This is a genomic window from Clostridium sp. NSJ-49, assembly GCF_014287725.1.
In the GTDB taxonomy this organism is placed as follows: Bacteria; Bacillota; Clostridia; order Clostridiales; family Clostridiaceae; genus Clostridium; species Clostridium disporicum_B.
The window spans coordinates 83,331-97,937 of the sequence record NZ_JACOOP010000007.1; the positions used below are offsets into that span (position 1 = coordinate 83,331).

The 14,607-nt window shown below is 29.7% G+C and carries 10 protein-coding genes; 8 read left to right on the plus strand and 2 right to left on the minus strand.

Translation table 11 applies throughout. The features are described 5' to 3' along the window. Positions 1-8: 8 nt before the first annotated feature. The 3 genes from pepF to H8S10_RS04060 are packed head-to-tail and all read left to right on the plus strand — an operon-like array spanning position 9 to position 3,458. Positions 9-1,820, plus strand: a complete 1,812-nt coding sequence (gene pepF / locus H8S10_RS04050; protein ID WP_243175824.1) for an oligoendopeptidase F — start codon at positions 9-11, stop codon at positions 1,818-1,820. Position 1,821: 1 nt separating this feature from the next. After that, positions 1,822-2,802: a rhomboid family intramembrane serine protease gene (locus H8S10_RS04055; RefSeq protein ID WP_186837996.1), complete on the plus strand. Its 981-nt coding sequence runs from the start codon at positions 1,822-1,824 to the stop codon at positions 2,800-2,802. Positions 2,803-2,843: 41 nt separating this feature from the next. Continuing rightward, a complete protein-coding gene (locus H8S10_RS04060; RefSeq protein ID WP_186837997.1) occupies positions 2,844-3,458 on the plus strand; it encodes a hypothetical protein in 615 nt (204 codons plus the stop codon). Between the two features lie 211 nt (positions 3,459-3,669). Here H8S10_RS04060 and uvsE read toward each other — a convergent pair whose 3' ends face one another. After that, entirely contained in the window at positions 3,670-4,908 is a 1,239-nt protein-coding gene (gene uvsE / locus H8S10_RS04065; protein ID WP_186837998.1) for a UV DNA damage repair endonuclease UvsE, read from the minus strand. 205 nt (positions 4,909-5,113) lie between these two features. Between uvsE and gdhA the strand changes: the two genes are divergently transcribed. The 5 genes from gdhA (at position 5,114) to recJ (ending at position 14,075) form a co-directional block, all read left to right on the plus strand. Then, positions 5,114-6,460, plus strand: a complete 1,347-nt coding sequence (gdhA, locus tag H8S10_RS04070) for an NADP-specific glutamate dehydrogenase (RefSeq protein ID WP_186837999.1) — start codon at positions 5,114-5,116, stop codon at positions 6,458-6,460. Positions 6,461-6,708: 248 nt separating this feature from the next. Next, positions 6,709-8,658 carry a DNA topoisomerase IV subunit B gene (locus H8S10_RS04075; protein ID WP_186838000.1) on the plus strand — a complete coding sequence of 650 codons (1,950 nt, stop codon included), beginning with the start codon at positions 6,709-6,711 and terminating at the stop codon, positions 8,656-8,658. A gap of 22 nt (positions 8,659-8,680) precedes the next feature. Continuing rightward, on the plus strand, positions 8,681-11,599 hold the full coding sequence (locus H8S10_RS04080) for a DNA topoisomerase IV subunit A (protein ID WP_186838001.1): 2,919 nt from the start codon (positions 8,681-8,683) through the stop codon (positions 11,597-11,599). Between the two features lie 11 nt (positions 11,600-11,610). Beyond that, positions 11,611-12,150, plus strand: coding sequence for a DJ-1 family glyoxalase III (locus tag H8S10_RS04085; protein WP_055264083.1), 540 nt, complete (start codon positions 11,611-11,613; stop codon positions 12,148-12,150). Positions 12,151-12,308: 158 nt separating this feature from the next. Next, the gene (gene recJ, locus H8S10_RS04090) at positions 12,309-14,075 is read left to right on the plus strand and encodes a single-stranded-DNA-specific exonuclease RecJ (protein WP_186838002.1); all 1,767 of its coding nucleotides are present in this window, start codon (positions 12,309-12,311) and stop codon (positions 14,073-14,075) included. 203 nt (positions 14,076-14,278) lie between these two features. Here recJ and H8S10_RS04095 read toward each other — a convergent pair whose 3' ends face one another. Then, on the minus strand, positions 14,279-14,461 hold the full coding sequence (locus tag H8S10_RS04095; RefSeq protein ID WP_032117680.1) for an alpha/beta-type small acid-soluble spore protein: 183 nt from the start codon (positions 14,459-14,461) through the stop codon (positions 14,279-14,281). Positions 14,462-14,607 lie beyond the last annotated feature (146 nt).

The window sequence follows — 14,607 nt, forward strand, 5'->3', positions numbered from 1 at the left end:
AACCTATAATGGTTAGTAATGCTATGGAAAGTAAGGTTTTAAAGAAGAGAGAGGAAATTCAAGAAATAGATAAATGGAGTGTTAATGAAGTTTATCCTAGCGATGAGGCTTGGGAAAAAGAATATAAAGAACTTCAAGAAGAAGCTCCAAAGCTTAAATGGTTTGAAGGAAAACTTAAAAATGGTGATGTATTAATAGAATACTTAGAGTTAAACGAAGAAATTTCTAGAAAAGCTGAAAAAATATATGTTTATGCACATTTAAAGTCAGATGAAGATACATCAAATCCTAAGTATCAAAGTATGATGAATAAGATTGATGCTTATATGGCAGAGTATGCAACATATTCAGCATATTTCGTTCCAGAATTATTAACTTTACCAGATGGATTTATAGAAGAAGAGATAAAAAGATTAGATGGTTTAAAACCATACGAATTTTTATTACTTAATATCATTAAGGAAAAACCTCATGTATTAAGCAAGAAGGAAGAGGAACTTTTAGCTGCTGCTTCTGATTGTCTTGATGCGCCATCATCAATTCATAATATAATGACTAATGCTGATATGAAGTTTGGAAATATTAAAGATGAAGATGGGCATGAAGTAGAATTAACAGAAGGAAATTATTCTTCATTTATAAAATCTAAGGATAGAAGTGTAAGAGAGGCTGCATTTAAGAAGTTATTTGGACATTACAAGGACTTTGAAAATACGTTAGGAACAACACTTTCAAGTTCTATTAAAGCGTTTAATTTTTCTGCTAAGATTAGAAATTATAATAGCGCATTAGAAGCAGCGTTAAAACCAAACGATATTCCTGTAGAAGTTTATAAAAATGCTGTTAAAACTATAAATGATAATTTATCATCACTTCATAGATATGTAAGAGTTAAGAAGAAGTTGTTAGGACTTGATGAAATGCATATGTATGATTTATATGTTCCGGTTATAGAAATTGATAAAGAGCATATAGAGTTTGATAAAGGTGTTGAAATGGCAATAGAAGGCCTTAATCCACTTGGGGAAGAGTATCTAGAGATATTTAAAGGTGGAATTGAAGGTGGATGGATAGATAAGTATATCAACAAAGGTAAAAGAGGTGGAGCATATTCATGGGGTGGATATGATACAAAACCATTTGTATTATTAAACTATAATTACGATTTAAATGATGTATCAACCTTAGTTCATGAGATGGGACACTCAATACATTCTTACTATTCAAGAAAAGAGCAAAGCTATTATTATGCTGGGTATTCAATATTCTGTGCAGAAGTTGCTTCAACAACTAATGAAGCGTTACTTATCAATCATTTAATAAATAAGGAAACTGATGCAAAGAAAAAACTTTATTTAATAAATCAAGAGCTAGAACAAATAAGAACTACTGTATTTAGACAAATAATGTTTGCAGAGTTTGAACTTTATACTCATGAAAGCTTTGAAAAAGGAATTCCACTAACTGCAGAGGATTATAATGCTAAATGGCACGAGTTAAACCAAAAATATTTTGGAGAAGATATAATTGTAGACAATGATATAGATGTTGAATGGTCAAGAATTCCTCACTTCTATAATGATTTCTATGTATATCAATATGCAACAGGTTATGCAGCTGCATCTGCTTTTGCTAAATCAATTTTAGATAAAGAGCCAAATGCTGTTGAGAAATATACTGGTTTCTTAAAGAGTGGTGGAAGTAATTATCCAATAGAAATATTAAAGAAAGCTGGAGTTGATATGACAACACCTAAGCCTTTAGAAGCTACTATTGAGAGATTTAATGAATTATTAGATATGTTAGAGAAAGATATTTAAGATGAAAAAGTTTGAAGATAAGTTTTTTAATATATTAATTAATAGATATGGTTTTTATATAAAAGATTATTTCAGTTCATCTAAGAACGAAAATAGGTGGGTTGCAATATCAGAAAATGAGAATTATGCCTATTGTGTTATAGTATGCAATGAAAATAATGCAAATGCGCTTTATACCGAAGCTTATGAACAATTAAGCAAAATGTTTACTAAGCCTATAGCTATAAATGTAGTTATTACAACTAAAAGAGATGAAATACCACAAGAGTATTTAGGACAATATAATAAACTTATTTATTCATTAACAGAAGAAAGAGTGGTTTACAGCGGAGATGGCTGTAAGCCTCTCCTTAAAATATGTGAATATATGAGTGTAAAAGAGAAGAAGCATAAAAATAGGTTTAAAGATAATAAACTGACTTATATAATAATAGGATTAAATATATTAATTTATATATTAACAGCAATAATATCTAGAAATTTATTAGATACTAATACATATGTATTAGTAATACTCGGTGCAAAAGTTAATGAATTAATTAATCATGGACAAGTTTGGCGTTTGTTAACTTGTGCCTTTTTACATGGTGGAATTATGCACTTAGCTTTTAATATGTATGCATTAAAGATAATAGGTTCAGAAGTTGAATATGTTTTTGGGCGTAAAAAATATTTAATAATATATTTAATGGCAGCACTTGGAGGAAGTATATTTAGTTATATCTTTAGTCCATACTCTATATCGGTAGGAGCCTCTGGAGCTATTTTTGGACTTTTAGGAGCTATGTTGATATTTGGATATAAACATAGAGATAAAATAGGAAAAAGTTATATGATGAATATTGTTCAAGTTATAATTATTAACATAATTATAGGCGTTTCATTAAGTAATATAGATAATTTTGCACATCTTGGGGGATTAATAGTAGGAGGAGTAACTGCTTTAATAGTTAAAAGTAACTTAGAAGAATCATCTAAATAATGAGTTTTATCTATATTAAAGCAATAGAGGAGGCATTAGCTTTGGATTTGAAAAAAGATAAAGCACTAATTATTAATTTAGTATATATGGCTATATTAGCTATAACCTTGGTATATGATATGATGGCTAAAGAGGGTGTTCATACATTTAGAATAGGATTAGCAGCAGTGACCTCATGGATTATGTACTTTGTTTATAAGAAAACATTCTTAAGAAGATCAAGAATAAGTTTCTATTTAATATTTATATTTGTATTTGCTGCGATGTATTTAGGAAGTGTATTAGATTTCTATATAATAATTCCAGGATATGATAAGATACTTCATTTAATTTCAGGGATAATAATAGCGTACATAGGATTTATATTCTATTTAACATTAGTTAAAACTGATGATAAAGAAGCTGTTAATCCAATGATGGGAGTAGTATTCTCTATAATATTTTCAATTGCAGCAGCAGGAGTATGGGAAATTTGGGAGTTTAGTACAGACCAATTATTTGGATTTACATCACAAAACAATAGTTTGATTGATACTATGATGGATATTATATGTGGGACAGTTATGGGGATTTTAGCAAATATTCCAATAGCCATGTATATAAAGGGAAAGAAAGTAAAGTTTATAGAAAAATTGGTTGAAGATATGAGAAGATAAAGTGCAAAGAACTTTGGTGAAAGGTTTTCTTGTGAAAAGGTGAAAATGTCACTAACGTGACAGGAAAAAGATTGCTTTAGGCAATATTGAAAAGTTACTACCGTAATACTTTTCACTTTAACTTAAGTTAACTTTTTATAGCTACGTCAGCAGCTTTTTCATCTCAACATAGTTGACTTTTCACCTAGTAAGTGAGCTTTGTACTTATATATTAATAAATAAAGTAGTATGTGTTATTAAGTGGTAAATTGTATTTATCACTTAATTTTTTTAGGTATTCTTTACACTTTGAATAGGATTGATCTTTATAGTTTTTGTTATAATGATTAATTTCTTTTGAATTTAAATCCTTTCTTATAGATTCAAATCCTTGGTTTAATGCACGCCTAAATGATACTTCGTTATATTCTTCATAGATTAATGAATCTATAAATGTGTATAGCTTTAAAAAATTGTTTTGAGGTTTTATATCTTTCAATTTAGATATACCACTATAATCATATTTTTCTAATACAAATAATTGATAGGCTTGTATCTCGTTTAAATAATCAATATAAGAAAAGTTATTATTAAGATAGTTTATAGAGTTTATTGCCTTTATTGCAGAAACTTCTTTGTCTTTGACTTCTAGCATTATATCTATATTTGAGAAATCGTAATTATTTATGTAAGCTAGAAAATTATCTATAAAAATAGTGGGAGAATGAGCACCGCTCTTTTTAGTAATATCTTGTATACTATAGTGTACCTTCATATCTCCATCATCTTTTTTCCAGGTTCTTTGTATTAATGGCAATAATTCAGGTATAGACATAGAAGTATCTCCGTAACATTCATAATGTAGATTATCAAATACTATTGGTACTTTGCATTTAGTATAAATATCTAATAAATCATATATAGAAAAAAAGCGTTCATCATTTTCTATTATTAATCTTTTCTTAATATTATTATCTAAATTGTTGTACTCAGTTATAAATCTTTCTATAGCGCTTTTTTTATTTCCGTAAACACCACCAACATGAAGAACTATTTTATGACTTGATGGTAAGTTAAGGCTATCTAAAAATTTGCAATGAAACTTTAAATCACATATAGATTTTTCTACAACTTCTTTTTTAGGAGAGTTTAAAAGCGTATATTGACCTGGATGCATGGATACTCTAATATTATTTGTTTTTATATAAGAACCTATTTTATCTAAAAGATTTTTATTATTATCCCACCAATTATAGTTATTTATTGGATGGCTCCCTAAAGGAATTACATCAGAGCTTATTCTAAAAAAATTAATGTTTTTAGAATTGTTATAATAAAGTATAGAATATAAGTCTTCAAGATTTTCTTTTATTAGTAAAGAGACTTTTTCTTCAGAATAATTTGAAAGAGTTAATTTTCTTGTTGTTTTATATGGAACCATAAGTGGAGTACAGGCATATCCAATTTTCATACTTAGTCTCCTTGTGTTAAAATATATTTAAAAAAACGTTAAATTTAGTATTAGTATTTTAATATAAAAGTTGATATATTCATAAAATAAATCTAAATATTATGTTAAATTTTTGATATTTCAGCAAAAAAATATGAAATAACATGGAAAATATTTAAAATATGTTGTATCATTTAATAGAAAAAGAATGTTAGGGGCGATATATATGAATGGAAGAGAGTACGTATTAAAAGTTTTAGATGAAGTTAGTAATAGAAATGCAGGAGAGAAAGAATTTTTAGATGCGGTTAAAGAGGTTTTATTATCTTTATCACCAGTTTTTGATAAACATCCAGAATATATTGAAGCAGGTTTATTAGAAAGAATTGTTGAACCAGAAAGACAAATTATGTTTAGGGTTCCATGGGTAGATGATAATGGAAATGTTAGAGTAAATAGAGGATTTAGAGTACAATTTAATAGTGCTATAGGGCCATATAAAGGAGGATTAAGATTCCATCCAACAGTTAATGCTAGTATTATTAAATTCTTAGGATTTGAGCAAATATTTAAAAATTCTTTAACTGGACTTCCAATAGGTGGAGGAAAAGGCGGATCAGACTTTGACCCTAAAGGAAAATCAAATGGAGAAGTAATGAGATTCTGTCAAAGCTTTATGGCAGAGCTTTATAGACATATAGGTCAAGATACAGATGTACCTGCAGGAGATATTGGGGTAGGTGCAAGAGAAATTGGATATATGTACGGATATTATAAAAAGCTAAGAGGTGCAAATGACCCTGGAGTTTTAACAGGTAAAGGCTTAACTTACGGTGGAAGTTTAACTAGAACTGAAGCAACTGGATATGGATTAATTTACTTCACAGAAGAAATGATGAAGGATAATAACTTATCATTAGCAGGTAAAACTGTAGTTATATCAGGCTCAGGAAATGTTGCTATATACGCAACAAAGAAGGCTACTGAATTAGGGGCAAAAGTAGTAGCTTTAAGTGATTCTAATGGATATATATATGATGAAAATGGAATTAACTTAGATGCAGTTAAGGAAATTAAAGAAGTTAAAAGAGGTAGAATTAAAGATTATTTAAACTATGTTCCAACTGCTAAGTATGTTGAAGGATGCAGAGGAATATGGAATATTAAGTGTGACGTAGCTCTTCCATGTGCAACTCAAGGTGAAATAGATGAAGAATCAGCTAAAGTTCTAGTATCAAATGGAACTAAAGTAGTAGCAGAAGGAGCTAATATGCCTTCGAGCTTAGATGCTATAAAAGTGTTCCAAGAAAATGGTATATTATTTGGACCTGCAAAAGCAGCAAATGCTGGTGGAGTTGCTTGTTCAGCACTAGAAATGTCACAAAATAGTATGAGATTATCTTGGACATTTGAGGAAGTTGATAATAAATTAAAAGATATAATGGTTAATATATATAGACAATCTGCTGAAGCGGCTAAAGAATATGGAGAAGAAGGCAATATATTAATGGGATCAAATATTGCTGGATTTAACAAAGTTGCAGAAGCTATGATGGCTCAAGGAATAGTATAAAAAATAAAAGAAGTCAACGTTTAGTATGCGTTGACTTTTTTGGTTTCTGAAAAACTTTGCTAATTCATAAAATACGGGATAATATAAGTATGTAAAGTAAAAGTGAAAAAATTACCAGATAATAGCTATTTTTAAAAGTTTTTAGAAATAAATTTGCAATCGAAAGTATGTTTATGTAAAATTAAAAGATATGACAGAATTAATTGAAAAAAAGATAGGTTTTATATAGATTTTTCTTGGAGGTTTATATGAGTAATAATATAGATAATAGATATGATGTAACAGACTTAACATCTTTAGAAAAACTTGAGCCAGTTAGAGTAAGACCAGGTATGTATATAGGTTCAACTGGAACTAAGGGATTACATCATTGCATATGGGAAATTTTAGACAACTCCATTGATGAAATTTCAAATGGTTATGGGGATAAAGCAACAATAATTATCAATAAAGATAAAAGTATTACTGTTATAGATAATGGAAGAGGAATACCAACTGGAATTCACCCAACTAAAAAGAAGTCTGGAGTTGAAATGGTATTTACAGAATTACATACAGGAGGAAAATTTAATAATAAGAATTATAAAACCTCTGGAGGGCTTCATGGTGTTGGAGCTGCTGTAGTTAATGCCTTATCAAAATGGTTAGAAGTTGAAGTGCATCAAAATGGTAATATTTACAGACAAAGATTCGAATTTGCTTATGATAAAGAACTTAAGAAGGATATGCCAGGTACTCCAGTTACAGCTTTAGAGGTAGTAGGAAAATCTAAGACTACTGGAACAAAAGTAACATTTAAGCCTGATAATGAAATTTTCTCTACTACAGATTTTAAATTTGACATAATAGATGAGAGATTAAAAGAATTAGCATTCCAAAATAAAGGGATACGTTTAGAGCTTATAGATAGAAGAAAAGATGAAGAGGTAGTTAAAGAGTATTACTCTGAAAGAGGTTTACTAGATTTCATTGAATATTTAAATGAAAGTAAGACGGTATTACATCCAAATCCAATTATTTTTGAAGGAGAAAGAACTGTAGATAATATACAGATGTTTGGAGAGGTATGTATTCAATTTACTGATTCAACTACAGAATATATAGCAAGCTATGTTAATAATATTCCAACTACTGAAGCTGGTACTCATGAAGCTGGATTTAAAACTGGTATGACAAGAGCTTTCAAAGAGTGGGCTAGAAAATTAGGGCTTGTAAAAGAAAAGGATAAGGATTTTGAAGGTGATGACCTTAGAGAAGGTATGACTGCTATAGTAAGAATTAAAATTACTAATCCTATATTTGAAGGACAAACTAAGACTAAGCTAGGAAGTTCAGAAGCCTATACAATGATGAATGATTTAGCATACACTAGACTTGGTGAATGGATAGAAGATAATAAAGAGCTTGCAACAACGATTATAAATAATGCATTAGCTACTGCTCAAAGAAGAGAAAAGATTAAAAAGATAAATGAAGCTGAAAAGAAGAAAATAGGTAAGGGTACTGCACCGTTAGCTGGTAAAGTTGCTGTATGTACATTAAAAGATAATACAGTTAATGAGTTTATCGTAGTTGAGGGAGATTCTGCGGGAGGTTCTGCAAAGCAAGCTAGAGATAGAAGATTCCAAACTATTATGCCATCAAAAGGTAAGATAATGAATACTGAAAAGCAAAAACTTGAAAATGTATTAGCGTCTGAAGAACTGAAAATATTTAATATTGCAGTAGGAACAGGAACTTTAGATAACTATAGAGAAGAAGATTTAAAGTATGACAAAATAATAATTATGAGTGATGCCGATGTTGATGGATATCATATCAGAACATTATGGATGACATACATTTATAGATATATGAGACCTCTTATACAGAATGGACATCTTTATTTAGCTCAACCACCATTATATAAGGTTTATAAAACTGTTAAGGGAAAAGAAGTTCATAAATATGCTTATAGTGATGATGAGTTAGAAAAGGTAAAAAAAGAAATCGGTAAAGGCGCAGTAATTCAAAGATATAAAGGACTTGGAGAAATGAATCCAGACCAACTTTGGGATACAACATTAAATCCTGAGACTAGAACTCTTTTCCAAGTTACCATAGAAGATGCAGCTAAGGCTGAGAAAATGGTATCTCTATTAATGGGAGATGTAGTTGAACCGAGAAAAAATTATATGTATAAGTATGCGGAATTTTAAATAGTACGAAAGGAGCTTTTTAATGGCTAAGAAGGAACACAATATTCCAAGAGATAATAATATTTTAAGAGTACCTCTTGAAGAGGCTATGCCTGATAACTACCTTCCTTATGCAGTAGAAGTTGCTAAGGATAGAGCGTTGCCAGATGTTAGAGATGGATTAAAGCCGGTACATAGAAGAATACTTTATGGTGCATATATGTTAAAGGCTTTTCCAGATAGACCATATTATAAGTCTGCAAGAATAGTAGGAGACGTACTAGGTAAATTCCATCCTCATGGAGATTCATCAGTTTATGATGCTATGGTATTAATGGCTCAAAACTTTTCTACAAGAGAACCTTTATTTGATGGACACGGTAACTTCGGTTCTATGGATGGTGATGGAGCTGCAGCAATGCGTTATACTGAGGCTAGACTTTCCAAGATAGCTATGGAAATGCTAAAAGATATAGATAAAAATACAGTAGATATGGTTCCAAACTATTCTGATTCAGAAATGGAACCTAAAGTATTACCATCTAGATATCCAAATCTTTTAGTTAATGGAACCTTTGGTATAGCGGTAGGATTAGCTACTAATATACCACCTCATAACTTAGGAGAAGTAACAGATGGTGTGCTTGCATATATTGATAATCCAGAAATAACTACAAAAGAGTTAATGGAATATATAAAAGCACCAGATCTTCCAACAGGAGGAGTTTTAATAGGTAAAAACTCTTTATTAGCTGCCTATGAAACTGGAGAAGGAAAGGTTACATTAAGAGCTAAGACTGATATAGAAAAATTAGAGAATGGCAGATGGGGAATAGTTATAACAGAATTCCCGTATAGAAGAAATAAATCAAAGATACTTCAAACAATCTCTGAAATGACTGGAGATAAAAGACATCAAAAAGCTTTAGAAGCCATTACTGATATAAGAGATGAATCAGATAGAAGTGGTGTTAGAGCTGTAATTGAACTTAAAAAAGCTGCAGACAAAGATGTTGCAGATAAAGTATTAAAATACTTATTTAAGAAAACAGATCTACAATCTAATTTAAGCTTTAATATGGTTGCTTTAGCAAATGGCAAACCTCAGACTATGGGGTTAAAAACTATAATAACTCACTATGTTAACCATCAAAAGGATATAGTGACAAGAAGAACTATAAGAGAGCTAGAAGTAGCTGAAAAGAGACACCATATTGTTGAAGGATTTATAAAAGCTATAGATGTTTTAGATGAAGTAATTAAAACAATAAGAGAATCTAAGTCTAAAAAGGATGCAGGGGAAAATCTTATAGCTAAGTTTGGTTTCAGTGCACTTCAAGCAGAAGCTATATTAGAGCTTATGCTTTATAGATTAACAGGCCTTGAGATAAAGGTATTCCAAAAAGAATATGCAGAGCTTGAAAAGACGATTAAGAGATTAAGAAAGATATTAGCAGATGAAAAAGAACTTCTTAAGGTTATAAAGTCAGAGTTAAAGGAAATAACTGATAATTATAGAAATCCTAGAAGAACTAAAATAGTTGAAGATGATAGTGAAGCTAAGATTGATATAGAAGAACTAATAGTTGTAGAGGATGTAATGATAACTCTTTCTAAAGATGGGTTTATAAAGAGAATACCTCTTAAGACATATAATAGATCTAATTCTAATGCTGATGATATAGATTATAGAGAAGGTGACGAACTTAAATTCTTGGTTAAATCTAACACAACTGAAAGTTTAATAGTATTTACCGACAAAGGAAATATGTATCAAACAAAAGGAATTAATATTCCAGAATTAAAATGGAAAGAGAAAGGTGAAAGAATAGATTCTATTATTAAAACATTAAACTTAGATGACGAGAATATAGTACAAGTAATGTCTGTTCCGTTATTTGACTCTAATAAATCTATTCAATTTATAACAAATAAGGGAACTATAAAAAAGAGTTCTTTAGATAAATTCCAAACAAATTATAGCAAATTACAAGCTGTAAAGCTTAAAGATGGTGAGGTTATAATCGATGTAATAATGCTTGATTGTGATGAAAATAAGTCATTTTTAAGTGTTGAATCTAAAAATGGATTAAAATTTACGCTTGAAATACCTACTCTTGAAGATACACCAAGAAATGTTTTAGGATTATCATTATTTAACTTAACTGCTAATGATGAAGTTATAAAAGTAGAGTATGTAGAACAAATTGAGTATAAACAGTTCTGGGTAGGAGTAACTCAAAAAGGGACTATAAAATCATTTTCTAGAGGTAGAAGCAGTGATAGATTGAAAGTAAATACAGACACAGCAAGTGAATTACTTTTATTCACTGATAAAGGAAATGTATTTAAGTTACCAACATTCTTAATTCAAAATGTAACAGAAACAGAGATTCCTTTAGAAAAAGTTATAGAAGGATACACATCAAAAGAGAAGATAATAGATGTATACTCACTGAAGAGCTATGATGATAATAAGTTAGTGTATTTCTTTACTAAAAAGGGAATGATAAAAAAGACATTATTAAAAGAGTATGATGGTAATTATGCTTATCAAGTGGCATATAAATTAAAGTATGAAAATGATGTTGTTGTTTCAGTTAATATATGTAGTGAGGGTAATGGAAATGTAATTATAGCAACTAAGAATGGTATGGCTATAAGATTCCTAGAGGAAAGTGTAAGCACTATGGGAAGAGTTGCATCAGGGGTTACCGGAATAAGCTTAAGAGATGATGACTTTGTAATAATGGGTAAAGTCGTTGAATTGAAAAATAGCTTATCTGATGATGAAATCGCCGTAGGTTTAGCTAATGTAGATTTAACTTTAACTACAAGAAATAAAGAAATAAAAGTTGTAAATATAAATGAAATTAAGCTTCAAAACAGGGCAGGTAGAGGAACAACAGTTATGGTTACTGCTTTTGAAGATGAAGTTGTAGAAGCAGAATTTAATCAATAAAGGGAGGTTTTATGATGAAGGTTGCTGTGTTATTAGCAGATGGATTTGAAACTTTAGAAGGTTTAACAGTAGTAGATATAATGAGAAGGGCAGGGGTATGTTGTCATACTTTTGGAACAAAATCTCAAAATGTTAGAACATCGCATGACGTGGTTGTAGAAGCTGACAAGTTATTAAATGATGAAGTTTTGGAATATGATATGATAGTTTTACCAGGAGGAATGCCAGGATCAGTTAACCTAAGAGATGATGAGAAAGTAAATGAAGTTGTTATGGATTTCTATAAGAATAATAAAATAGTAGCTGCAATATGTGCAGGTCCAATAACTTTAGGAAAACTTAAAATTTCAGAAGGTAAAAATGTTACATGTTATCCAGGATTCCAAGATCAACTTGGAAATTGTAACTACAAAGAAGAATTAGTTGTAGTAGATGGAAATATAATAACAGGAAGAGGTCCTGCAGCGGCAATACCATTTGCTTTTGAATTATTAAAGCATGCTGCACCAGATAAAGTAGAAGAGCTACAAAAAGGGATGCTTTTTAAATAAGTTAATAGCAAAGAATTAAAAGTTAAGAGTTAAAAAGGAAAATGGTTTAGACGATTTTTTTATAATGCAAGTTTGAAAGTCAGCGTATAGCTGGCTTTTTTCCTGAATCATTAACTATAAAATATTAACTTTTAACTAAGAAAAAGGGGTGAGTAAGTATGGAAAAGTGGACAGTTAGAAATGTTAAATTTAACTGTGAAGCATTTGCTAAAGCTCTTGGAGTTAGCAATGTAGTAGCTAGATTATTAGTTAATAGAGATATTTATAAATTAGAAGAGGCTAATAGTTTTTTAAATAGCAAAATAGATGATTTTGAAGATTACAAAAAGCTTTTAGATATGGATAAAGCTATAAAAATAATGAAAGATAGCATAGATAAAGGTGAAAAAATTCTTATTGTAGGAGATTATGATGTTGATGGAGTAATAAGTTCCTATGTACTTTATAGTGGATTAAAAAAATGTAAAGCTAATGTAAGTTATGTGATTCCAGATAGAATAAAGGATGGATATGGAATTAATGAAAATATAATAAAAAATGCTTATGCTGATAAAGTAGATTTAATAATAACATGTGACAATGGTATATCAGCTATAGAGCAAATAAAATTAGCTAAGGAATTAGGACTAAAAGTGATAATAACTGACCACCATGATGTACCTTTTGTTGAAAATGAAGATGGTGATAGAACATTTATAGTTCCTGAAGGTGATGCTGTAATTAATCCTAAACAAGAAGAATGCAAATATCCATTTAAAAAGCTTTGTGGTGCAGGAGTTGCATATAAATTTATTGAAGGTATGTATGAAGCCTATGGAATAAATAAGAATGAAGCACTTGAATTATTACAATATGTTGCTATTGCTACTGTTTGTGATGTAGTTGATTTGATTGGAGAAAATAGAATAATCGTAAAAGAAGGTTTAACGATAATTAATAAAACTGATAATATAGGATTAAGAGCTTTATTTAAAGAAACAGATCTTGATAATAAAGACATTTCAGTATACGCATTAGGCTTTGTTATTGGACCAAGTATAAATGCATCAGGTCGTTTAGAACAAGCAGAGTTGGCTTTAAAGATGTTGCTTTCAAAAAATGAAAAGGAAGCAGAAGAACTTGCTAAAAAGCTTAATGAACTAAATAAAGAGAGACAAGAACTGACAAGAGAAGGATTAGAGAAAGCTATTGAGATAATAGAATGTAACAACATGAATAAAGAAAAAGTATTAGTTGTATACTTAGAGGAAACTCATGAAAGCATAGCTGGAATAATCGCAGGTAGAATAAGAGAAAAATATAATTTGCCAACTATTGTATTAACATCAGCTCACGAAGGAGCTAAGGGGTCAGGAAGATCTATTGAAGAGTATAATATGTTTGAGGAATTAATAAAGTGTAAGGATTTATTGGGGAAATTTGGAGGGCATCCCATGGCTGCTGGAATGTCTATTGCAAATGAAAACATAAATGAGTTTAGAAAAAGATTAAATACTCAAACTACTTTAACTGATGAAGATATTATTCCAAAAGTATCTATTGATATGCCTTTGGCATTAAAAGATATAAATTTTAACCTTATAGAAGAGATAACTAAGTTAGAGCCTTATGGAAAAGCTAATCCTAAACCAACTTTTGGTATTAAAAATTTAAAAGTATTAGAAGCAAAAATTTTAGGTAAAGATAAAAATGTTTTAAAGCTGAAGATAAGCGACGGTAATCTTTGTATAGATGGAATATACTTTGGAGATATAAATGATTTTGATGAAGCTTTAAAAGTAAGTTATGGAGAAGATGAATATAATAAGGTATTTAATGGATATCCTAATAGGGTAAAGATTGATGTAGTATGTGTTCCAGAGATAAACGAATTTAGAGGAAATAAAAAAGTTCAGTTGATAATTCAAAATTATAGATTTAATTAAAAGTTATACTGCTAGTAAAATTTCAATTACTCAATAAAGCAAGTAGATAAGTTGATAAATATAAAACTTTTTTATACTTAATATTTTTAGGTTAAAACTAAAGGAGGAAATGAATAAACATTTCCTTCTTTATTTAAATACTAGTTTTTACAAGATTATGATGTTGATATTCTAGCATATGTAGTGAGTGTTATGCATGGCGGTTATTTTAAACCTGATTCGTATTGTTCAACCATACGTTTAACCATTTCACCACCAACGCTACCACATTGTTTTGAAGTAAGGTCTCCATTGTAATCTGTAAAAGGAACACCCATTTCAGTAGCAACTTGGCTCTTGAATTTTGCTAAACCTTGTTTAGCTTCAGGTACTAAATTATATGCCATAGTTTCACCTCCTTTTATCTTTACGTTTAGGGTTAATCATATTTCTTAACCCTTATATATCAAGGCCTTTATGGCCAAGATTTTTTATATCACTCAAATTTTTCAGTATCATTTTTGCTCCTTTGGATAAAACTAATAGCATATAC

Excerpts from the sequence above, each read along its gene's own strand:
- pepF (WP_243175824.1), top strand. The coding sequence starts at position 9 with ATGGTTAGTAATGCTATGGAAAGTAAGGTTTTAAAGAAGAGAGAGGAA.
- H8S10_RS04055 (WP_186837996.1), top strand. The coding sequence starts at position 1,822 with ATGAAAAAGTTTGAAGATAAGTTTTTTAATATATTAATTAATAGATAT.
- uvsE (WP_186837998.1), bottom strand. The coding sequence starts at position 4,908 with ATGAAAATTGGATATGCCTGTACTCCACTTATGGTTCCATATAAAACA.
- gdhA (WP_186837999.1), top strand. The coding sequence starts at position 5,114 with ATGAATGGAAGAGAGTACGTATTAAAAGTTTTAGATGAAGTTAGTAAT.
- H8S10_RS04075 (WP_186838000.1), top strand. The coding sequence starts at position 6,709 with ATGAGTAATAATATAGATAATAGATATGATGTAACAGACTTAACATCT.
- H8S10_RS04080 (WP_186838001.1), top strand. The coding sequence starts at position 8,681 with ATGGCTAAGAAGGAACACAATATTCCAAGAGATAATAATATTTTAAGA.
- H8S10_RS04085 (WP_055264083.1), top strand. The coding sequence starts at position 11,611 with ATGATGAAGGTTGCTGTGTTATTAGCAGATGGATTTGAAACTTTAGAA.
- recJ (WP_186838002.1), top strand. The coding sequence starts at position 12,309 with ATGGAAAAGTGGACAGTTAGAAATGTTAAATTTAACTGTGAAGCATTT.
- H8S10_RS04095 (WP_032117680.1), bottom strand. The coding sequence starts at position 14,461 with ATGGCATATAATTTAGTACCTGAAGCTAAACAAGGTTTAGCAAAATTC.